Origin of the sequence: Providencia lanzhouensis, assembly GCF_050469745.1 — a bacterium.
Classification (GTDB): domain Bacteria; phylum Pseudomonadota; class Gammaproteobacteria; order Enterobacterales; family Enterobacteriaceae; genus Providencia; species Providencia lanzhouensis.
Window position 1 is genome coordinate 2,465,917 of the sequence record NZ_CP174123.1, and the last position, 22,848, is coordinate 2,488,764.

Annotated in this window: 19 protein-coding genes and 1 pseudogene; 17 read left to right on the forward strand and 3 right to left on the reverse strand. The window is 44.0% G+C overall.

The genetic code is table 11. The features are described from left to right. The first annotated feature begins 3 nt into the window (after positions 1-3). From ACIH2S_RS11695 to ACIH2S_RS11735, 9 genes are all read left to right on the forward strand, one after another. Entirely contained in the window at positions 4-3,339 is a 3,336-nt protein-coding gene (locus ACIH2S_RS11695) for an ImcF-related family protein (RefSeq protein WP_430247485.1), read from the forward strand. A gap of 20 nt (positions 3,340-3,359) precedes the next feature. Then, on the forward strand, positions 3,360-4,970 hold the full coding sequence (gene tssA / locus ACIH2S_RS11700; RefSeq protein ID WP_154633510.1) for a type VI secretion system protein TssA: 1,611 nt from the start codon (positions 3,360-3,362) through the stop codon (positions 4,968-4,970). 23 nt (positions 4,971-4,993) lie between these two features. Then, positions 4,994-6,745, forward strand: coding sequence for a type VI secretion system baseplate subunit TssF (tssF, locus tag ACIH2S_RS11705; RefSeq protein ID WP_108477923.1), 1,752 nt, complete (start codon positions 4,994-4,996; stop codon positions 6,743-6,745). Then, positions 6,721-7,812: a type VI secretion system baseplate subunit TssG gene (gene tssG / locus ACIH2S_RS11710; RefSeq protein WP_108477922.1), complete on the forward strand. Its 1,092-nt coding sequence runs from the start codon at positions 6,721-6,723 to the stop codon at positions 7,810-7,812. The genes tssF and tssG overlap by 25 nt, the downstream gene beginning before the upstream one ends. A gap of 15 nt (positions 7,813-7,827) precedes the next feature. Continuing rightward, positions 7,828-8,367: a type VI secretion system lipoprotein TssJ gene (tssJ, locus tag ACIH2S_RS11715; protein WP_430247486.1), complete on the forward strand. Its 540-nt coding sequence runs from the start codon at positions 7,828-7,830 to the stop codon at positions 8,365-8,367. Position 8,368: 1 nt separating this feature from the next. Further along, the gene (tssE, locus tag ACIH2S_RS11720) at positions 8,369-8,797 is read left to right on the forward strand and encodes a type VI secretion system baseplate subunit TssE (RefSeq protein ID WP_108477920.1); all 429 of its coding nucleotides are present in this window, start codon (positions 8,369-8,371) and stop codon (positions 8,795-8,797) included. A gap of 23 nt (positions 8,798-8,820) precedes the next feature. Beyond that, positions 8,821-10,167 (forward strand): VasL domain-containing protein, encoded by a 1,347-nt coding sequence (locus ACIH2S_RS11725; protein WP_108477919.1) that lies wholly within the window; start codon positions 8,821-8,823, stop codon positions 10,165-10,167. Between the two features lie 113 nt (positions 10,168-10,280). Continuing rightward, positions 10,281-10,958 carry a DUF1345 domain-containing protein gene (locus ACIH2S_RS11730; protein ID WP_036952946.1) on the forward strand — a complete coding sequence of 226 codons (678 nt, stop codon included), beginning with the start codon at positions 10,281-10,283 and terminating at the stop codon, positions 10,956-10,958. A gap of 140 nt (positions 10,959-11,098) precedes the next feature. After that, the gene (locus ACIH2S_RS11735) at positions 11,099-11,359 is read left to right on the forward strand and encodes a DinI-like family protein (RefSeq protein WP_036952942.1); all 261 of its coding nucleotides are present in this window, start codon (positions 11,099-11,101) and stop codon (positions 11,357-11,359) included. Between the two features lie 170 nt (positions 11,360-11,529). Here ACIH2S_RS11735 and ACIH2S_RS11740 read toward each other — a convergent pair whose 3' ends face one another. Next, positions 11,530-11,769, reverse strand: a complete 240-nt coding sequence (locus ACIH2S_RS11740) for a hypothetical protein (RefSeq protein WP_108477917.1) — start codon at positions 11,767-11,769, stop codon at positions 11,530-11,532. A gap of 161 nt (positions 11,770-11,930) precedes the next feature. Here ACIH2S_RS11740 and ACIH2S_RS11745 point away from each other — a divergent pair, with 161 nt between their 5' ends. The 3 genes from ACIH2S_RS11745 (at position 11,931) to ACIH2S_RS11755 (ending at position 14,663) form a co-directional block, all read left to right on the forward strand. Beyond that, positions 11,931-12,605, forward strand: coding sequence for a response regulator (locus ACIH2S_RS11745; RefSeq protein WP_036952936.1), 675 nt, complete (start codon positions 11,931-11,933; stop codon positions 12,603-12,605). After that, a complete protein-coding gene (locus ACIH2S_RS11750) occupies positions 12,595-13,962 on the forward strand; it encodes a sensor histidine kinase (RefSeq protein WP_036952933.1) in 1,368 nt (455 codons plus the stop codon). Before ACIH2S_RS11745 ends, ACIH2S_RS11750 begins: the two co-directional genes overlap by 11 nt. 125 nt (positions 13,963-14,087) lie before the next feature. Then, positions 14,088-14,663, forward strand: a complete 576-nt coding sequence (locus ACIH2S_RS11755; protein WP_108477916.1) for a cysteine hydrolase family protein — start codon at positions 14,088-14,090, stop codon at positions 14,661-14,663. A 336-nt stretch (positions 14,664-14,999) separates the two neighbouring features. Here ACIH2S_RS11755 and ACIH2S_RS11760 read toward each other — a convergent pair whose 3' ends face one another. Continuing rightward, positions 15,000-15,515: an anti-virulence regulator CigR family protein gene (locus ACIH2S_RS11760; RefSeq protein ID WP_036952927.1), complete on the reverse strand. Its 516-nt coding sequence runs from the start codon at positions 15,513-15,515 to the stop codon at positions 15,000-15,002. 175 nt (positions 15,516-15,690) lie between these two features. Between ACIH2S_RS11760 and ACIH2S_RS11765 the strand changes: the two genes are divergently transcribed. The 5 genes and pseudogenes from ACIH2S_RS11765 (at position 15,691) to ACIH2S_RS11785 (ending at position 21,801) form a co-directional block, all read left to right on the forward strand. Continuing rightward, entirely contained in the window at positions 15,691-16,941 is a 1,251-nt protein-coding gene (locus ACIH2S_RS11765) for a mechanosensitive ion channel family protein (protein WP_036952924.1), read from the forward strand. A 308-nt stretch (positions 16,942-17,249) separates the two neighbouring features. Further along, positions 17,250-19,670: pseudogene (locus tag ACIH2S_RS11770) on the forward strand (DMSO/selenate family reductase complex A subunit). An 11-nt stretch (positions 19,671-19,681) separates the two neighbouring features. Further along, positions 19,682-20,299, forward strand: coding sequence for a DMSO/selenate family reductase complex B subunit (locus ACIH2S_RS11775; RefSeq protein WP_036952921.1), 618 nt, complete (start codon positions 19,682-19,684; stop codon positions 20,297-20,299). 1 nt (position 20,300) lies between these two features. Next, a complete protein-coding gene (locus tag ACIH2S_RS11780; RefSeq protein WP_108477915.1) occupies positions 20,301-21,077 on the forward strand; it encodes a dimethyl sulfoxide reductase anchor subunit family protein in 777 nt (258 codons plus the stop codon). Positions 21,078-21,201: 124 nt separating this feature from the next. Further along, the gene (locus tag ACIH2S_RS11785; RefSeq protein ID WP_108477914.1) at positions 21,202-21,801 is read left to right on the forward strand and encodes a TorD/DmsD family molecular chaperone; all 600 of its coding nucleotides are present in this window, start codon (positions 21,202-21,204) and stop codon (positions 21,799-21,801) included. A 61-nt stretch (positions 21,802-21,862) separates the two neighbouring features. Here ACIH2S_RS11785 and ACIH2S_RS11790 read toward each other — a convergent pair whose 3' ends face one another. Then, entirely contained in the window at positions 21,863-22,405 is a 543-nt protein-coding gene (locus ACIH2S_RS11790) for a DUF924 family protein (RefSeq protein ID WP_036952909.1), read from the reverse strand. Between the last annotated feature and the right edge of the window lie 443 nt (positions 22,406-22,848).

Consider the following 22,848-nt stretch of genomic DNA (forward strand, 5'->3'; position numbering starts at 1 on the left):
AAATTGAATAAACCCGTAGTGAAGACATTTTCTTTCTTCATTTTTGTTGTCTTACTATGCCTTAGTGTTTGGTTCTATGGTGAACATTTTTACCTAGAAACAGAATTCAAAAAGTACATTGCGATCGGTATTATTATTTCTTCTAGTATTATTTATAGTGTCGTTCGATGGGGATTTCATCACAAAAAAATAGCAGATCATCGTGAAGAAAATAAAGACACGGGCACTTACCCAGATAACGATAAAAAATCCATCCTCAATAACCAGAATTTATCCCCCATATTAGTAACCCTAAAATCCCAATACGGCACTTTCTGGCATTCCAAAGTCTCCATTCAGCTCCTCCTCGGCTCCCACTCCGCCGTCGAAAAACTCGCTCCTAGCCTGACGCAAGAAATCTGGCAAGAGTGTGATGGAACCTTACTTATCTACGGTGGCGATATCGGGAGTTCCATCGATTCAGAGCGACTAGAAACCCTCAAACACCTACGCCGACGTCGTCCGCTCGATGGCGTGATTTGGGTGACTGAAAACAGCATTTCATCTCAGCTTTTAGACAACAACGTCACTTTCACTAACCTCAATACCGCAACAGCCCACAATGCAGGGCGCGCTATCCAGAACCTCTTCCAAGAATTAGGTTGGCGTGCGCCAGTTTGGGTATGGAGTGTCAGTGACCAGCAATCCCTCAGCGCTGTTGAAACGCCCTCTATCCTCTGTATGACAGAGCAAAATATGCCAGCCGAGGCGCTATCGCCTAGCTTATTAAGCCTGATCCCTGCACTTGTGATCAACGGAACTCAAGCATTACTGCGCGAACAAAAACACACCTATCTACTCGCCTTAGCCCAATTTTTACAAAACGGTGGCAGCCAGCAGCTTGCAACCGCATTAGCCCCACTCAATACCCAATTACGTACGCTGCCTTTTTCCGGCATCGCATTCAGCCCTTCTATCAATCCGTTAAATCAGCAACGTTTACCCAATAGTTGGCATCCTGATACCCGCTGGAAAAGCTGGTTGAATGTGCAGTCTGAACTGGCATCCGGTTTACAGCCTGCCTCTTTAGGTTTTGACAAAAAACGTCTCGTTCAATACGGTGCTGCTACTGCCATGACTTTGTGGGGCGCGGGCATGATCGTCTCTTACTTCGCCAATCGCCAGCTTATTGAAGAGAGCTACCAAAGCGCGAGTGTCGCCGCTAACAGCCAATTACCGGAAACTGAACGCCTCAAAGCTCAGTATGATTTTCAGCAAACCCTAGGCTTACTCAATCATCGCGAACAAACTTCTGTGCCTTTCTGGCTCCATTTTGGGCTAAACAGTAATCAGCCACTATTAGCCCATTTATGGCCACTGTACCAACAAACGGTATTACCGCCTTTGCGTGATACCATCGCTCAACAATTGACTCAACAATTACAAGCCTACGCCCAGTTATCCCCTAACAGTGATGACCGTCGCCAAGCCACCCAAGGGGCGTATCAAAGCCTAAAAACCTATTTAATGATGAGTACTCCTGAGCGCATGGATCCGGCGTTTTTTACTGATAGCGTGCTCTCGACTCTCCCCGTCCCGCAAGGAATGAACGAAGGCGAATGGCAAACCCTCGGTAAAGAATTACTTATGTTCTATGCCCAACAGCTACCGAAACACCCCGAATGGCAATTGACTGCCAACAATAACCTGATTAATCAAAGCCGTACATTACTTATTAGGCAAATTGGTCAGCGCAGTGAAAGCGCAACGTTGTATCAAGAAGTATTACTACAAGCACAGCATCAGTTCCCAGATATGACTTTAGACGACATGACCGGCGATACCGATGCCAGCTTTTTATTCACCACCGATGAGTTTGTGTCAGGCATTTTTACCCGCAAAGCGTGGGAAGAATCTATTCAACCTGCCATCAAAAAAGTGGTTGAATCTCGCCGCAATGAAATTGATTGGGTATTGAGTGATAGCCAGCATGAACTTAGCCAAGATATTTCGCCTGATGCGCTTAAGCAGCAGCTTACTGAACGCTATTTTGCTGACTTTTCTGATAGCTGGTTAAACTTCCTCAATAGCCTGCAATGGCGCCATACTGAAAGTTTGTCGGATACTATCGACCAGTTATCTTTAATGAGTGATGTGCGCCAGTCACCCGTCATTGCATTGATGAATACCGTGGCTTACCAAGGGAAAACCGGACGCCAGCAAGAAAAGCTCGCTGACTCCTTTATGAACTCCGCGAAAGACCTGCTCAATAAAGAACAGAAACCCGTCATTAGTCAGAAAGCCGACTTTACGGGTCCGCTTGAAGATACCTTCGCCCCCATTCTGAATTTTGTGGACCCGCAAGCCGCCACGCAAACAAGCGATAACCTCAGCCTACAAGCCTATCTCACCCGCATAACCCGCGTGCGATTAAAACTTCAGCAAGTGGTTAATGCACCGGATCCGCAAGCGATGTCTCAATCCTTCGCGCAAAGTATTCTAGAAGGTAAAAATGTCGATTTCGCCGAAGCGCGGGATATGGGTAGTTTGATTGCCGCCAGCTTTGGGCAAGAGTGGCAAAGCTTTGGGGATGCGCTGTTAGTGGAGCCGATGACCCAAGCGTGGCAGCAATTACTCACACCAACCGCCCAAGGCATTAATAGCGAATGGCAAAATGCCATTGTCAGTGAATGGAACAACGCTTTCGGTGGACGCTATCCGCTAAAAAATACCCAAAGCGATATCTCCTTACCGTTGATGGCGCAATATCTGCGCCCCGATAATGGTCGGATCCAACGCTTCTTAGAAACTCGCCTACAAGGAGTTTTACGCAAAGAAGGCAACCATTGGGTACCCAATAGCACCAATGCCCAAGGATTACGCTTTAACCCTGCCTTTTTAACCGCGCTAAATACCCTGACAGAGTTAGGCGATGTGGCCTTCGCGAACGGGGAAGCGCGTCTCTATTTTGAAATACGTCCAGGCACCAGTAAAAATGTGATGCAAACCATATTGGTGATCGATAAACAAAATCTTACCTACGATAACCAATTCCCTGAATGGCAACGTTTTGTTTGGCCTGCCGATACCGTCGCGTCTGGCGCATCTTTAACCTGGATGACTACGTCATCGGGTACCCGACTCTATGGCGATCATCGTGGTGTTTGGGGTTTGATCCGTTTACTCGAAACGGCCAACGTCGCGCCTTATGCGGGCAGCACTAGCAGCTATACCGTCTCGTGGGTAACACCCGATGGCATCTCTCTAAATTACCAACTACGCACCGAAATGGGTCAAGGCCCGCTGGCGCTATTAAAACTGCGTAATTTCGTTTTACCTGAAAAAATCTTTTTGGATTAGCCATCGATAGGACATCACCTATGCCTTTATTAACTGCCTTGCGCACCGCTTGCTTTACTGGAAATCCGCTTGCTGCTAACCAGCTTGTTGAGCAACAAGTGGCACTATGGGAGCGCTGGCTACTGCCCATTACAGCTGAAAATCCAATGGGGGATGACCCCGGTTATGACGATGACTTCGAACGCATGAAAGAAGAAGTTAACAAACTCTCGGGGTCAGACACTGAGTTGATTTGTGCTCTTGCCGAAAACCTCCTGACCAACGTCTGCAAAGATGCGCGAGTTATCACTTATTATATTTGGGCACGTTTGCATCGCGAAGGGGAAACAGGGTTAGCCGATGGGCTCGGTCTACTCACAGGGTTACTGCATCGCTACCATGACAGCCTACTACCTTCGCGCCCAAATAGCCGAAAAGCCGCCATCGAATGGCTGGCGGGTCAACGTGTCATCGACAGCTTATCCCTCTACCCTGAGGTGGATAGCAACGAATTTTCCCGCATTGTGGCACTACTTAGCGCGATCGTGGATGAGTTTAATACGTGGGATGAAGCAAGCCGCCCTAACCTTGCCCCCCTCTTACGGGCTTTAGAAAATCGGCTCGCCCAATCCGGTGGGGCTGATAGCGTCATCCCGCAAAATATCAAAGCGTCGGAAAATGTCGCGACAAAGCAAACGGCCTCGGGGATCAGCCCTATCGCCCCCATCCAATCGGGTCGTGAGCTGCTCGACCAAGCCAAAGTCCTTGCCAATTATCTACGTAATCAACCCAACGGCTGGCTGTCAGGTCACCGGCTGATGAAATCTGTCCGTTGGGATACCCTGCACCAATCGCCACCACAGAACCAGCATGGTTGCACACGTTTAGCCCCACCGCGCTCGGATGCAAAAGCCCAATTAAAACGTTTATATCTGCAACAAAACTGGTTGGAGCTCACCGAACAAGCCGACCGCCTATTTGCCGAAGGCGTTAACCATTTTTGGTTAGATGTTCAATGGTACTTACACCAAGCGCTCAGTAAATCTCCCGCGCCTTGGAACGGTTGGGCAGACGTTATTGCCTCGGATTTAAAACAATTTTTATTGCGCCTACCCGGGTTAGAACATCTCGCATGGGAAGATGGTACCCCCTTTGCTGATGAAGTGACCCTCGCGTGGATCAAACAACAGATTCTGGAAGATAACATTCAGTCTCTGCACTCTATGCCAGTTCAAGGCGCGGATGACGATGATAACGGCTCGATATTTGCCTTAGAGCAAGAAGCATTAACGCAAGCCGATACCGAAGGGGTAGAAGCCGCCTTAGCATGGTTAATGTCTCGCCCGAATATTCAGACCACCCGCCAAAAATGGCTATTGCAATTGGTAATGGCAAGAGTGGCAGAGCAGTTTGCCCGTCATGATTTGGCGCTGAACTTATTGCGTGAATTAGACAATCGCGCTGAACACATGCAACTGGCTGATTGGGAACCGCATTCCCTGTTTGAAGTCAAAGCCCGCCAATTACAACTTCTGCGCGGTAAAGCGCAACGTAACACACCGGATAAGGCCGAGTTACATCACCAAATGTCTGAGTTATTGGCTCAATTGACTCGCTTAGATCCTGTCCGAGCGCTAGTACTCTACCCTTAAATTAATCAGTGAGAGTGATACGAATGGATGATTTAACCCTTCGCTATTATGATGCAGAAATGCGCTATCTACGCGAAGCTGCGAAAGAGTTCGCCCAAGCTCATCCCGACCGGGCGGCACTATTAGATTTAGATAAAGCCGGCATTCCCGACCCTTTTGTTGAGCGACTATTTGAAGGTTTTGCCTTTTCGATGGGGCAACTTCGCCAAAAGATTGATGATGATTTACCGGAATTAACGGAAGGATTGGTCAGCCTACTCTGGCCTCATTATTTACAAACCATCCCTTCACTGTCCGTGGTTGAACTCGCACCGGATATTCACGATATGAAATTATCGTCGGTGATCCCTGCCAATTTTGAAGTGCTTTCACGCCCGATTGGCGAAAAGAAAACCGTTTGTCGTTACCGCACCACGCGGGATTTAACCTTAAATCCCATTGCGCTATCCACAGTGAATTTAACCACTGAGCCTGATGGACGTTCCGTGATCCGATTACGCTTCGATTGTGCAAAACTGGTCGATTGGAAACAGAGCCCACTTGGGACCATTTCCTTTTATTTGGCGGGTGACGTTCCAACCACTTACGCCCTGCATCTGGCTCTCACTAAACATGTCGCGGCGACCTATATCCGTTTACCGTCATCCCCTGACCGCGTTCGTTTGCCGCTGTGGTTTTCCCCTGGGGGATTTGCTGAAGAAGATCAATTGTGGCCCAAAGGAGATAGTACCTTTAGTGGCTACCAGCTATTGCTAGAGTATTTTTCTTTTCGAGAAAAGTTTTTCTTCGTCAATTTAAATGGACTTGAAGAGATTCAATTGCCCGAAGGATTAAGCCACTTTGAGCTAGAAATTGTGCTCGATACCCTGTGGGATAGCGACATTCCATTAAGTCACGATAACCTAAAATTGCACAGCGTTCCGGTGATCAACTTATTCAATATTGAAGCTGATCCACTCACCGTTAACGGGTTAGAAAGTGAATATTTACTGCGTCCCCGCCGTCTACAAGATGGACACACCGAAATTTATGCTGTCGATATGGTTCATGGAACAAGGCGAGGTGAACACATTCACTATGTTCCATTCAGCAGCTTTCGCCATCGAGGCGGTATGTTGCGACGCAATGCACCAGAACACTACTACCACACTCGCGTTAAGCGCGGGGTCAGTGGGTTGCATGATACATGGCTGATTTTAGGGGGCGAGCGCGAACAGCCGACCGCTGCTCTTGAAAGTGAAACCTTATCTTTGCAATTAACCGGCACTAACGGGCAACTTCCACGCAAAGCGCTGCAAAGTACATTGCTCGACAGAACCGAAGAAACGCTACAAACCCAATTGCAGGTTCGCAATTTATGCAAGCCAACCCTGCCTTGCTATCCCCCAGCAGAAGACCGATTTCATTGGCGCGTTCTCAGCCACCTTGGCGCCAGCTTCCTCAATATGATGGACAACGTAGAGGTATTGCGCGGCACATTGGCACTCTATGACTGGCGAGAGGATGATTTAAACAGCCGCAAACTCGATGCCATGATCCACGTTGAACAGCACCTTATTGAGCGTTTCGAAAAAGGCTTTTTACAGCGCGGTATTGCCATTGATATCACCCTTGATAGCAACGGATTTAACGGTGAAGGGGATATTCATCTCTTTGGTGAAATGCTCAACCGCTTTTTCGCACTGTATACCGACGTGCATCTTTTTAACCAATTGACTCTCCATATTTTACCAACAGGAAATAGCCTCACATGGACAGAGAATCATCCTCAGTAAATCAGCTTTTTGATGCGCTAGGGGAGCGTCTACCACTGGTTAACTTCTATCGGTTTTGCCAACTGCTAGAACAGAGTAATAAACAGCGCCCGCCACTTGGTAGCACCCAAGACCCGAAAACAGATGTTATCCGGTTTCGTCCCCATCGTGGGATGGGTTTTCCTGTCACCGAAATTAAAGGCATCGACATTGAAGACCGCTACCGAGATAGCAATACGCTCAGTATTCGAACCACCTTTTTAGGATTATATGGCGTCACATCGCCGTTACCCACCGCCTACCTCGATGACATCGCGCAACAGCGGGAAGGAACCGAATCACTCACGGATTTTTTGGATATTTTTAACCATCGGCTCACCACGCAGTTTTACCGTATTTGGCGAAAATATTCCTATCCAGCGACCTTTTCCGCGGGTGGCGAAGATGAAACTTCCCAGTATTTATATGGGTTAATTGGCTTGGGGATCCCCGGCACTGCTCAACATGTGCAAGCGCCTTTATCCCGCTTTCTCGCCTTACTGGGTACGTTACGTTTTCCAACCCGTACCGCAGAAGGCGTTGTGTCACTCGTTAAATTACTCGCGCCTGACACTCACGTAAAAATCAAACCCCATGACCCGCGGCGTATCGAGCAAACAACTCAAACAGGGCTGTCGTGCAGAACACCGATGACCTTAACCAACAAGCCCGTTTTAGGTCAGTATTCTACCGATGTAAACAGCCAAATTTTGATTACCTTACAGACAGATAACTTTGATGAAGCCCGCAATTGGCTGCCTGACGGACAACTGTATCAAGATTTAATGGCGCTGTTGCATGTCTACCTAGGGTCAAGAGTCAATGCCCGTCTTTGTCTCAAATTACCCAGAAAGTTGCTCCCTAACGCAACGTTAAGCACGCAATCTCACCAAGGTGTTCAACTGGGACGTACCGCCGCGATGGGCGCATTAACCCCTAATGCCCCTCACCGAGAACACATTATTACCTTAAATTTGGGGCGCTATCAGCGGTTATCGGCAACATCACACTCTACGCCGCCCTCACATTACGCTAATTATCGATTCTAATTCAGGGACTCTCCTATGAAACACATCCCTTTATTGCCATTTTGCGGCAAAACATTGGTGCTTCTGACTGCATTAAACCTCACTGGATGCGGGCTCACTCAAATGGTCAGCGATGGCACTCGCAGTGCAGCAAACGCGATATTTTATAAGCAAGTGAAAGTCGTCCATCTTGATTTCGTAGCACGTGAAGCGCTCAATACCGATGATACAGGCGCATCGCTGTCCACCATCATTCGCGTATATCAATTGAAAGATACTGAAAGCTTTGATGAGAGTGATTACGCCTCGTTATTTGCCAAAGATAGCCAAGTACTAAAATCCTCTCTCGTGGTACAAAAAGATTTACGCATTCGCCCGGGTGAGTCGATTTCCCTTGATATGCCCCTTGAAGACGGCGCTGAATTTGTTGCCATCGCCGTGATGTTCAATCACCCAGACCTTATCACCGATGACTGGCGCGTAGTGATCCCCAAAAAGCGGTTACTACCGGATGACCCACGCTTACTCACCCTTGCGGATAACTCCATGACCTTAAAACCACTTGGAGAAAAATAGCATGTCCCAGCCTTCATTATATGAAATGTTGACGGGGTATTTTGCGGGAGGATTGGATATTGATGCTATCCCAGAACATGACCAAGTGATGGTCTCTGTGATGGACAATATTCGCCGCATTCTCAACGCCAGAGCGGGTAGTATCGAGCATCTTCCCGACTACGGGCTACCTGATATGAGTAAAATGATCCAAGGTCTCCCCGGCACTGCTCACAATATGATGACCATTTTATCGGCAACGTTACTCAAGTATGAGCCCCGCATCAAATCACTCTCTTTAGTGTTATTACCGCAAAACAGCTTTGGGGCACTCCATTACGCCCTTGAGGTTGAATTACATGAGCAAGGTTTGATCCGTTATGGCACTGAATTTATGTCGGATGGGCGCATTCTCGTACACCATCTAAAAAAACAATTCGATACGATTTAAACTGACGACTGCGTGAGAAGACTATGAACCCAGATTTAAACACATTGCGCCTTGGTGGCGACCCTCGCACGCTGGCTGATTTTGCCGCGCTCAAAGAAGAATTAAATAAACGCTTTCACCCCGCCCGCCCAGATGTAGACTGGGCGCGCGCTCATGGGCTATGTTTGTCCTTATTCAACCAAAACGGCGCTGATTTACAAACTTGCGCGTGGTTTACCCTGATCCGCCAGCATCAAAATGGCATCGCGGGATTAAACGAAGGCTTATCTTTACTCCAACATTTACTGAGCCGCCACTGGCAAGGATTATGGCCACAACAGACCCATGCCCGGGTTGAAATTCTCGCTACGCTGAGCCAACAACTCATGACAGGGTTACGTGCTCATGCGCCTGTTTATGCTGACCTTCCAGCACTGTATCAAACTGAAGCCACCCTCAACCAAATCGGACAATTGCTGCAAACATTAGAGCTCAAACACCTCACTCAGCTGGAGCGACTCCAAAGCTTGCTCACCACCCAAGCCAAGCAGCTCGAAAATACCGATGTTCCTGATAGTGGCTTTATTCCACCAACGCCGCTGCAATTGCCAAAAACCTCGCCATCATCATTTCATGCCCGCACCGCCGCAACACCAATTTCCATCAAAGCCAATGCTACTATCAGCACACCGACACCGACCAAGCCTTCTTACCGAAAAGGCATTTGTGTGGGTCTGGCTTTCGGTATTGTGCTCACAGGCGCGCTGTGTGCAGGAACTTTGTATGTCTTACACCCGCAAATCAATAACCACGTTTTAGCGCAAGCACTACCCCAGTTACCTGACTTTACGCCGAATATTGCCTCAATTCTTGAGCAACAATTACAGCCTAATGCCGCACAACCGAATAGTTTTTCTCCTGAAAAACTCAAGATAATCGATAACTACCTCGTGGAATTAGAATCCATCTCCCCAATTTGGTCTCAGCAGTATGGATTAAGCATGGTGAGTTACCTCACTAAGCAATATGGTGAACGACAAGAAGTCAGCGCATTTAACGATAAATGGCAGCAAAATATGCAAATTAATGCGCTATCTAACGATAAATTACAACAGTGGTCTGAAGGGATGGCCGAGCTAAACAATCTCAGTACGCGCTTAGACAGTCTTGATGGTAAACCTCGCAGCTATATCACGGGGTCTGAATTAAAAACCATTATTTTCAATGCTCGCCAGCATTTTAATCAAAGCGTTCCTTTGGAAGAGGAATTACGTCGTCTTGAGCAACTTCAAACCCAAGGCTCCGTCCCTGAGTCTGAATACCAACGAATTGATAACCATTTTAAACAGCTACTCAATCGCTATGCGTTGATAAGACAAAGCGAAAAATAAACCTATTTATTCCTAAGTAATACCTGTATGGAGCACCTTATTCGTGCTCCATTTTTTTTCAGTGATATACTCGTTTTAAATTAACGCGATAATTATTTTTCAAGGAATACCCCATGCTTCGCTGTGCTGCTCGCATCACCCACCAGCTACGTCATGCATTTCATTCTCGACCGCGCTTTTTGGTCTCGCTAATTGTTGCTTTCATCACTTTCTTCGCTTTATTTCAAACACAAAGTCTGATTATTAACTTAATTATCAGTTGGAACGCATTTGCGTGGTGCTATTTGCTGTTTCTGTTCCAGAGAATTATTAGCCACAATGTGAAAGACATTCGTAAGCTGACAAAAATCGAAGATGAAAGCGCGAGCATGGTAATATTTTTCTTGATGTCAGGCTGCTGCGTCAGTTTATTAGCCTTATTTTTTGCCTTGGGCGGACACAGTGATATCCCGAAAGCCGATAAAATTTACTCCTATATTTTAACTGCCTCGACATTGATATCCTCTTGGCTGCTCTTACCCACGGGCTTTACCATGCACTATGCCCATCTCTATTACGGCAATAGTGAAAATGAAAAACCGTGGTTAATTTTCCCCGATAAAATCACCCAACCCAGCTATTCGGATTTTATGTATTTCTCATTCACCATTGCCGTCGCCTCACAAACGGCAGATGTAGAAGTAGCCTCAACCCCTATGCGTCGCGCAGTATTGCTCCAATCCGTTATTTCATTTGTCTTTAATATGGCCATTTTAGGGTTGTGTATTAATATTTCTGCCAGCTTCTTTTAAAGGTTATCGGATTAACTTGTCGAAATAAAAAGAGTTAGCCTGCTATCACAATAAAAAAATATTCAATGCAGGATATTGACAATATCCCCATATAGATCTAAAAATACTGTATATTAATACAGTCTTTAGTAGAGGCTATTATGTTACGCATCGAAGTGTTATTTGATAAGAATTCACCGCAAAAACCAAGTGGCTTGGTTTTACAAGCTTTAGAGTCTGAGATTTTACGCAAACTACAGTCACAGTACCCTGATATGGTCACTCGAGTGGGCTTTAGCTCTCAGCAGGCGATTAATATTTCAGGAACGAAGATTGCGGATGATAAATTACGCATTGAAGAGATCTTAGAAGAAATTTGGATGGATGACGGCTGGCTACCTGAAGCAAATACCGATGACTAGATGATTAGCAGAGAAATGGAAGGGTAATATCCATCTTCCATTTCTTAATCCATTATTCTTTGAAGTTAATCTGAGTCACTTTCAATCTGTTTCTGCCTATCGTTTATACGCTTCTGCATATAAAAATCGATAGCACCACAATTCACTATTCCGCCATTGTCGAAAGAATATTAATAAAGTTTCTGACGAAGATACGATTTAAACTCATTCACCGGATTACGTTTCGTTTTACTCACTTCAAGTATCCGAGTCTCTACTAAGCACGTTTTCGCATCAGTGCATCGCTGAACTTCATTTAATTTTGTCGGATTCAACGCCAATTGTGGTTTATTGAAACTCGCCCCCATAAATACCATGGCAAAAAAAATAATCCCGATAAATAGAGGCACTTCAATATACGCTTTTTTCATGATGAATGCTCTTGTTATGGTTGTTGAGGGTATATTAGTTCTTTTGCATTTTAGTACCTTAATATTTGGTTAAACCAACCTTAAGGGATGCTTAAGGGGATAAATATCCTAGTTGCTGGGTGAGCGGAGTCTGCTTATACTCCGCAACAGAGGTAATAAATATGAATATTTTATTGGTAGAAGATGATCTTCAGCTCGGCAAAGCGTTATGTCGTGGACTGGAATTAGCCGGATTTAATCCTTGCTGGGTCAGATTATTATCTGATGCTAAGCAGCAATTACAGGCACGCAATTTTGATGTCATGCTTTTAGACTTGGGATTACCTGATGGTGATGGTCAAGAGGAATTAATTGCATGGCGCCAATCTGGAGAATCGATACCGATTATTATTCTTACCGCCCGTAATAAAATGGATAATTTAGTGGCGAGCTTAGATTCTGGTGCCGATGATTTCTTAACAAAACCCTTTGAAATGCCAGAGTTGATTTCTCGCGTAAAGGCTATTAGCCGCCGTATGGCTGGGTTTTCATCTGAAATTTGGCAATTAGATAATCTGCAATTAAATCCATTAAACCATCAAGTCACCTTGGATGGTCAATTATTATTACTCTCCGGTAAAGAATATCTGTTGCTATACGAGTTAATTAAAAATGCCGACAATGTCGTGCGAAAAACAGATTTAGAGCAACGTTTATTTGGCTTGGATGATGTGGAAAGTAACTCCCTTGAAGTCCACATTCATAATTTACGCCGCAAAATTGGTAAAGACAGAATTATTACTATCCGTGGCATCGGTTATTTACTAAAAAAAGAAGCGCAATCTGGTGAAGATTAAATCCTTTCTTGTCTACACATTTGGTATTCAGATTGGCGCAGTCATCTTTTTATGGCTGCTGCTAGTCGGTTGGTTACAATTTTTTTATCTACCTGACTTGGTCGATGATGATGAGTTTAACCAACAACAGCAAATCGTCACACAAGGGATTGCGCGAACATTAGGTACAGTATCAGATACCCCAGAATATTTTGATAAGCTCGCGGTTATTCTGCAAAAAATGTATACCGATGCCATGGAAAACGGCATTGAAACTAGCTATAAACCGTATATGGTTGTGCGGGATAATCTGGGACATGTGCTATATCGCAATAGTGAAAAGATTTCAGACCCATCACTAAAATCAGTCGATATGCTAACTGCCCAACATAAAGATTGGCATTTCACTTCTGCATGGGATGATGACCATACCCTCGAAGTTGTGATTGCAGAATCGTATCTTGAGCGACGAAAGTTAATTGGTAATCCAGCCGAAGGCACTGCCATTCCTCTCGCCTTTATTTTGGGCATAATGTTAATCGCTATTTTGATCACTGCCTATTTTAGTATTCGCCCCATTAAACAAGTCGCTAAAATTATTTCATCGCGTCAACCGGGAAATTTAACGCCGATTGATACCAAAGATATGTATAAAGAAACTCGCCCTATTATTTCCGCGATTAACCAATTAATGGCACGAGTCGATGCCGCGAATTTACGCGAAAAACGTTTTATGGCAGATGCGGCTCATGAATTGCGGACTCCGATTGCAGCGGTAACAGCACAATTGCATGTGTTAATGCATATCGATAATCCAAAAGAAAAAGCCGAGATTATTAATGATATGAAAGAGACATTAACGCGCGCCGCCTCTTTATCTCATCAATTAATTGATCTCGCACGTTTGGAAGCGGAAGATTTTGCCATTCGTAAAGAGCAAATTGATTTACCTATGTTAATCAGTAATCTCATTTCATCCCATATTCCTTATGCTCTCAATAAACATATTGATGTGGAATTATCCAGTCCAGATTCTTTTTATGTCGAAACTGATAAGCTGGCGCTGAGTAATGTGTTCACTAATTTAATCGAAAATGCGATTAAATATTCTCCTGAAAAAGCCAAAATAAAAGTGACACTGGTCGATCTCACCCCTTTTGGTGCCACCATTACGGTTCAAGATAATGGACGCGGTATTCCGGAAGAGAGCCGAGCACATCTATTTTCTCGCTTTTACCGTGTGCCCGGAACATTAGAAACAGGAAGCGGTTTAGGATTATCTATTGCCCATAATCTGGCATCGAAAATAGGTGCAACATTAAAAGTCACTGATGGATTAGAGAATAAAGGTATTGGATTTATTATTGATTTGCCTTAATTAAAGCGGCAGTCGAGAATAATACCATTATTTAAAATAATGTTATTCAGTTAACATCCCTAGTGCATAATAAACATTACAATCCCCTTTTACGTTAAATTACTTAGCCATAAAAAGGGGCAATAATGTCACAGGCGCTAATCATCATTGATCTTATTAACGATATTGTGGGTAAAAACGGTTTATCCAATAGCAGTTATTCCCAAGTCAATTCCCGCAATATTATTGAAAAGGCGAATCAAGCCGCTAATTACGCAAGAAGTCAGCGTATTCCTGTTATTTGGGTCAAAGTTGGCTTTAGCGATAATTATCAAGATATCCCCGCTGGCTCCCCACTTTTTTCACAAGCTAAACAGAGAGGCGCATTAAAATTAAGTGGCTACGGCTGCCATTGGGTGGAAGATTTGGTCGTTCATATGCAAGACAGAGTGATCATTAAGAAAGGCGTTTCTGCATTTGCAGGCAATAAACTCCACCAATGGCTTAACGATAATAATATTACTCAGCTCTATTTCGGTGGAGTCAGTTCGGTGATGGCAATCCAAAGTAGCGTAAGACAAGCCCATGATTTAGGTTATTTTTGCCATGTCCTCGAAGATGTGTGTGCCGCTGCAACCATTGAACTGCACGAACAAAGCATGCAGGCACTGGCAGGTCTAGCCACCATTTCATCCAGCAAAACCTTTATGCAAGGTAATTAGCCGGCATGATGAGTAAGCTGTAAACAATAATTTACAAGGTTCAGCCTAAAAATTAGTTTAATATTTAAAATATCTTTTGGCTGATTATTGACTTTGATCAATAAAAAACTAGAATGCTCCTACGTGATCAAGATCACACATTAACATTCGGAGCGAACATGAAAAGCATCAAAGAATTTTTCGTTAACCTGCAAGAAGTTGTTGAATTACTGTCCAAGCGTTTTATGTAATTTGCTTTAAACTTTAGTTAGTTAAACCATAGTCAATCAAACCTTTCATTTACCTCATTCAAGTATTTGCAAATTTTTGCTAACGGCCTTTTTTAAGGCCGTTTTTTTATTCAAATACGTTCTCAATAATTTCAGCAACCACTGCCGTGCCAATCGCTACCAAAATAAGATCTTTACCACTCATTTTCCATTCATAGCCCGCATAAACAGGCAACTGATGGATAAACTTTGATGGTAGAACCTTTTTAGCTATCCCCGGAGGTAACGGTTTTCCTCTTCTTACTTGCTTTGCAATTCCTGGTGGTAGCCCTTTGTAGCCCGTAAGACCGTACTCAATGGCTAAAGGTCGAACATTCCCAAAATTCAAGCTAAAACTAATATTAGGTGAAATACGCAACGTTCCTTGAATGCCTGAATTATCACCGTTCCATTGCTTCGCTTTATAATGGTCATCATCTTTATTTTTATGGCCGTTGTTGCCTTTAAATTCTTTATTATTATGTTTGTTACCGTTTCCATGCCCGTTGTTACCACTTGGGTCAGAAAACGCAAGTGGTGATGTCCCCATGAATGCTAAAAGAACAATCAGTGGTAGACAGCTATTTTTCGTAGGCTTTTTCATCAGTATTTCCTCATAAACATGATCGTTTGAGAGTATTCCTCAAAGTATAGAGCATCAATCAGAATAACCGCCATTTTCCGTAATCTTATGTAAATATTCGGTATATTTCACAAACTTAAGTCCTATTTGCTTATACTGGGTCGTCATTTATGGATAACGCAATAAAGGAGAATTTATGCAGCAGCAACTGCTCGACTGGGCTCGCCAGTTTAATCAAGACTATGCCACCCTCGCCTCTCTCTTAATGGTTCTTGGGCTGATACTGATTGTCGCCCTGATTTTGCATCTTTTTCTGCACAAAATTTTGCTTCCCACGATTGAAAAAAGAGGATTAAAAGCGGGTTCCGGTTGGCAACATCAACTCACCCAATATAATCTGTTCAATCGAATTGCCTTTATTATTCAAGGTATTGTTGTCAACATTCAGTCCACCTTATGGCTATCTTCGGGCTCAACGACACAAATGGTATTGAATGTCGCTTCCCAAGCATGGTGCTTGCTGTTTGGCTTACTGACGATTTATTCCATTTTGGATATCACGCTGGGCGTATTACAACGTGCGGCAAAAACAGCACATCTCCCGCTACGTGGAATTTTCCAAAGCATTAAGCTTATCGCCACCGTTTTGATTTCGATTATGATCATCGCGCTACTGATTGGTAAATCTCCGTTGATTATCCTCAGTGGTTTAGGTGCGATGACCGCCGTCATGATGTTGGTGTTTAAAGATCCAATTATGGGCTTAGTCGCCGGTATTCAGCTCTCTGCAAATAACATGGTCAACATTGGTGATTGGCTGGAAATGCCTAAATACGGTGCTGATGGTGCGGTAATTGATATTGGATTGACCACAGTTAAGGTTCGAAATTGGGATAATACCGTCACCACTATTCCAACTTATGCACTGATTTCCGATTCATTTAAAAACTGGAAAGGCATGACTGAATCAGGCGGGCGCCGTATCAAGCGCAGCCTACGTATCGATGCCAATAGCATTCATTTTTTGAAACCTGAAGAAGTTAGCAACTTTGAAAAAGCCAACTTATTAGAGCCTTACATCGGGAAAAAAGTCTCTGAGATTCAGGTCTACAACTCTGCATTACCAGAGGATAAAGCGACGCCACTCAACCAGCGACGCCTTACTAATATCGGAACATTTCGCGCCTATATTGAAGCGTATCTACGCGCCCACCCGCAGATCCATAAAAATATGACCATCATGGTTCGCCAATTAGAGTCAGATTCAAACGGTATCCCAATTGAGATTTACGCGTTTACCAACACGACAGTGTGGTTAGAATACGAACGCATCCAATCGGATATTTTTGACCATATTTTTTCCATTCTGCCGCAGTTCAACTTATCAGTGCATCAATCACCTACCGGTAATGATGTTCGATTCTTAGGTCATTCAACAAATAAATAACTCATCATAGGTAACTTATAAATACTACTTAATGATTAGCAAAGATAACCTGCCTACCTAGAGGGGGAAACCCCTCTTATACTCACAGATCCCACCCTACCATTATATAATTTTGAACATAACGATTGATAATAAAAATAGAACAAAACGGACATCACTGACAAAAAAACTCCTTATAAATTAAATAAATAAAAATATTTCCCTTGGTTTTTTCAAGGATATTGTTGATGCATATCATGTTAGTGAGTGGGTATTTTTTCTAACATATTGAACATACCTAATACGTTATTTACATATAGGCAATGTCAATGCATAAAAATAAAACAAATACTCATTTCGCAGAACTGAGCAGGAGGGAGTTTCTTCAGACCTCCGCAACCGTAGCGGGTGCAGCCGCCGTTGCAGGCTCAATCACTCTGCCTTTTGCTGCTCAAGCAAAAACACCAACCATCATGCCTGACGAAGTCAGTGAGAAAATCAGTTACAGCGCTTGTTTAGTCAACTGCGGTAGTCGCTGCCCTCTAAAAGTTCATGTGAAAGATGGCGTTATCAGCCGTATTTCCAATGAAACCATGTATGACGATTCAACACTGGGAGAACACCAGATTCGCCCTTGTCTGCGTGGTCGTTCAGTTCGCTGGAAAACCTATAATCCAGACCGTTTAAAATACCCAATGGTGCGTGTGGGTAAACGTGGTGAAGGTAAGTTCAAAAAAATTAGCTGGGATGAAGCTACCACTATCATTGCTGAAAAACTGAAATACACCATCGATAAATACGGCAACGATGCCATTTATTACCAGTATGGTTCTGGTTCAACGGGTGCCAACTTGCACGGTCGTGCGGCCTGTAAACGTCTTTTAAGTTTAACGGGTGGATTTTTAGGTGACTACGGAACTTATTCCTACGCACAGTTAATGGAAATTACGCCATATGTTTACGGCAGTGTGGAAGAATCTTATTTAACGGAAATCCAAAACTCCGACCTCGTGGTGATGTTCGGTCATAACTTGGCTGAAACCCGTATGTCCGGTGGTGGTCAATTCTATGAAACACTCAATGCGCTCGATAAGAGCAAAGCAAAAGTGATCATTATTGACCCACGCCGTACCGATAGCGTCACAACATTAGGCGCTGAATGGATCCCTATTTATCCAGGTACTGACGCCGCATTAGTGGCAGCCCTGGGTTATGTGATGATCCAAGAAGGCTTAACCGACGAAGAATTCCTGAAAAATTACTGTGTAGGCTGAACCCTGCCAGCTTCAGCACCACGTAATGCCTCTTACAAAGATTACATCTTAGGCAATGGTCCTGATGGGATTGCAAAAACCCCTGAGTGGGCGAGCAAATTAACGGGTATTTCGGTTTCACGAATTATTCAATTAGCCCGTGAAATTGGTAACGCTCAACGTGCTTGGATCTCACAAGGCTGGGGCTTACAACGTACTGAAAATGGTGAGCAAGCCTGTCGCTCTATCATGATGCTGCCTATTATGTCTGGCAATATCGGTCGTTCTGGGACTAACACCGGTTTATGGGGTAACAGTTTCGCCTATCCAGTGGCTGGATTTGGCTTGCCAAACCCTGTGAAAGCGTTGATCCCTACTTATATGTGGTCAGAAGCGATTCTGCGCGGTAAAGAATTAACCGCAGAAAATGGCGGGATCAAAGGCGTTGATAAGCTGAATAATGACATCAAATTTATGTGGTGTTATTCCAGTAACGTCATCGGAAACCAGCATGGTGACTTGAATAAGACCCATGAAATTCTGTCTGATGAATCAAAATGTGAGTTTATCCTTGTTTGGGATAACCACGATACCCCATCGGCAAAATATGCGGACTTACTACTGCCAGATGTGACCACCGTCGAAACAAACGACCTGATCAATAACTCCTATGCAAGTGGGGCTTATCACTACCTAGTTCGTCTACAAAACGCCATTGAACCACTGTGGGAAAACCGTCCAAACTACGATGTATTAGTCGAAATCGCAGAGAAAATGGGCGTAAAAGATCAATTCACTGAAGGTCGTACCTACGCAGAATGGATTGAGTTTTGCTACAACAAAACCCGTGAAAAAATGCCTCATTTGCCCGAATTTAGTGAAACTGATGGCGCGGGGATCATCGACCGTAAGTTCCTTAATAGTGCTGAAAACGTGGCACTGAAAAGCTTCCGTGATGACCCAGTGAATAATCCACTGAAAACACCATCGGGCAAAATTGAAATTTACTCCGAAAAACTGGCTGAACGCGTGAAAAACTGGGAACTTCCAGAAGGTCAGCGTATTCCAGCTATTCCTGAATATTGTGTGAATAGAGAAGGTGTTGAAGCGCAATCTGCACAGAAAAAACACTCTTTATTAATGACAGGCTTCCACGATAAGGGTCATGTTCACTCAACCTATTACAACGTGGCTATGCTGCGTGAGGCTATTCCTCATCAATTCTGGTTAAACCCAATTGATGCACAAGAACGTGGCTTGAAGAACGGCGATTTAGCTGAAATCTTCAATGATCGCGGGCGTATTCAGATTAAAGTCAAAGTGACTGAGCGCGTCTTACCGGGTGTGATTGCGGTTCCTCAAGGTGCATGGCGCACATTGAATACCGAAGGTTTAGATGTTGGTGGTTGTATCAACACCCTAACCTCCCATGTCCCTTCTCCACTGGCGAAAGGCACACCACAACATACTAACCTTGTTGAAGTCAAACGCGCTTAAGGAGTTAATTGATGAAACAGTATGGCTTTTATTTTGACTCCACAAAATGCACTGGCTGTAAAACCTGTCAGGTAAGTTGTAAGGACGAAAAAGATTTAGATTTAGGTCCTAAATTCCGCCGTGTGTATGAATTCGGTGGCGGTAGCTGGCAGAAACAAGACGGTATTTGGCAACAAAACGTCTATAGCTACTACCTGTCTATTTCGTGTAACCACTGCTCGAATCCAACTTGTGTAGAAGGTTGCCCAACTGGTGCAATGCACAAACGCAGTGAAGATGGCTTAGTGGTTGTTGACCAGTCTATCTGCGTAGGCTGTCGTTACTGTGAACTGCGCTGCCCATACGGTGCGCCACAGTTTGACGAAAAGAAAAAACTGATGAGCAAATGCGATGGCTGTTATGAACGTGTCGCAAAAGGAATGAAGCCGGTTTGTGTAGAGTCTTGCCCGCAGCGCGCTTTAGATTTCGATGACATTACCGTTTTACGTGAGTTACACGGTACGGAGTGCGGCATTGCACCGATGCCAGATCCAAGCCTGACTAACCCGAATATCGTCATCAAGCCACACAAAGATGCTAAGCCATCAGGTGATAAAAGTGGCGAATTGAAAAACCCTGCGGAGGTCTAATATGCATGAGTTACCACTGGTTTTCTTTACTGTCTTAGGGCAATCCGCGGCGGGTTTATTTCTGTTAGCTTATATTGCAAAAAAAATGGGCTCAATTGACGATAAACAGCTGAAAACAGCCAATATTGTCGGGTTTATCATTGTGATGATTGGCTTAGGTATTGGCGCACTGCACGTCGGTCAACCACTGCGTTTCTTCAATATGTTGTTGGGCGTGGGCCGCTCACCAATGAGTAATGAAGCGTTCTTAAGTGGCGTATTTGTGGGTTGTGCTGCCGCTACGCTGTTTTTCACCCACTTTGTTAAACAAGCGGCTCTGCGTGAACTGTCTAACATTGCGGCGGTGATTTCAGGATTAGCGTTCGTTTGGTCAATCCCGCAAGTGTATAACATTGCAACCATTGCTAACTGGGATACCCAATTCACTACGCTGCAAATGTGGACAACCCTGTTTGTGGGTGGTGGCGCACTTGCAATGGCAATCGGCGCTCGTGGTTTAGGATTAACGGCGTTTTTAGTCGGTACCTTTGCGATTTTTGCCAGCCGTGCCAGCTACCAAGCATTTTTAAGCGAAACTGCACCCGCATTAAGCGCAGAGCAGACTGGTTTTTGGGGCTTCCAAGTGATTGTATTAGCGATTGCCTTAGCGGCATTCGTTGGGTTCGCTATCAAGCAACGTTCACCAAAAATTCCATTACTGACCTGCGCAGCAGCCGTATTACTCGCAGAATTGTCTGGCCGTATTGCCTTTTATAACCTGTGGCAAATCACCATGTAAGGTGCTATAACCACAGATTATGGTTAGCAGTATAAAATAAATAATAATATAAGAGCCTGAATTCAGGCTCTTTCTTTTAAGTTAATTGAAGCTTTAAATTAATTGCAGCTTTATAGGTAATATCATGCAAACTCTCGATACCACTCTTTTTCGTATTTTAGGGGGAATGTTTTACTACTCTCCTGAAACCCCCACATTTCAAACGTTACAACCTGTACTGCGTGAAATCCCATCCCTGTATGATTGGCAAGAACCTGCTCAGCTGATTGCCGATTGTGAGGCATTAAGTGATTACCCAGCAGATACTCTTACCTATGATTTTTCAATTCTTTTTGAAGGTCAAGGTGCAATGCCAGCACCACCGTGGGGCTCGGTGTATCTGTCTCACGACAACACCGTTATGGGGGATTCCACCAGCGCCTATCGCCAGTTTTTGATGTCCCATGGATTGGTTACCGATACAGGATTACGAGAGCCGGAAGACCAATTTGGTTTGATGTTAATGGCTATTTCAGCACTGGCAGAGCAAGGCCAAGACGATGCCATTGTGGAATTACTCGAGCAGCATTTATTACCTTGGGCGGAACGTTACTTAACGTTGGTTCAGCAAACGTCAACTGAACATGGGTTTTACCCTACCCTTGCCAAAATCACTCAGACCTATTTGGCTAGTGTGCAAAAACAGCTCGGTTTACAGCCTGCAACGGCTGAGCTTTTCCGTTAATAAACCTTGAAAGAAAATGAGTTTGCTTACGCACTAGCAAACTCATTTTTATGTAGACGAATTAGAATGACGAGTTAGGTTGCTGTAGAAAAGCAATTTCTTCTCGAGTTGATGGCCGACCGAGAATCTCATTGCGATGCGGGTAGCGCCCAAACTTATCGATAATAGCCTTATGGCGCATTTCATAATCCAGCGTACTATCATCCCCCAACATTCGGAATAGCTCCACCGCTTGCAGGTGGATAAAGCTCGATTCTGAATGCATAAACGGCATTAACATAAATTTTCGCTGAGATAGTGTAAGTAGATGATAATCCGGCTGTTTAATGGCTTCTTGTGCCAGTGCTAGCGCCATCGCATCTTGCGCGAACGCTCTTGGGGTATCTCGCCATAAATTACGGGAAAACTGGTCAAGAATAATAATTTCCGCTAAACGACCGCGAATAGAGGCTCGCCAATAAGCTAGCTCCCCTTTTGCCGCCTGTTCACTGAGCGCAGTAAAACGTTTTGCGATGGTTAAATCGAATTTCTCGCTTTTTTCAAACCACTGTTTTGGGGTCGATTCTTCAAACCAAAATGAAAGCACTTCTTCCATGGCATTCATAAGTTACCTATTTATATTATTATTGCGATTATTATTACGATATCGGGTTCATCGTAGATAAAAATAGTTCAAATTGACAGGATGGAGATCTAAAAACACAAATTTGCAGATAAAAATTTTGTTATTTGCGAGCTAGCCCTAAAATAATCGCGATAGCACTCTGTAACTCCCTACTCTTTTTTATTGCATCACGTTTTTATTGCATCAAGTTTTATTGTATCAAGATAAGTATTCTTTTTTTGATAATGATAAATGCTCGATCACACATTCTTATTTGCTGTTTAATGTGAATTTAAATTTATCTATCGTATGAATACATACATTTATTTAATCCAATGTTAGAATTTGACTTATATTTTATAGACAAAGCATTTTATAGACAAAGAACACGCCCCCATATATTAAGCGTGTTAATTTGACATCTTGGGTGTACTTCATTAGCG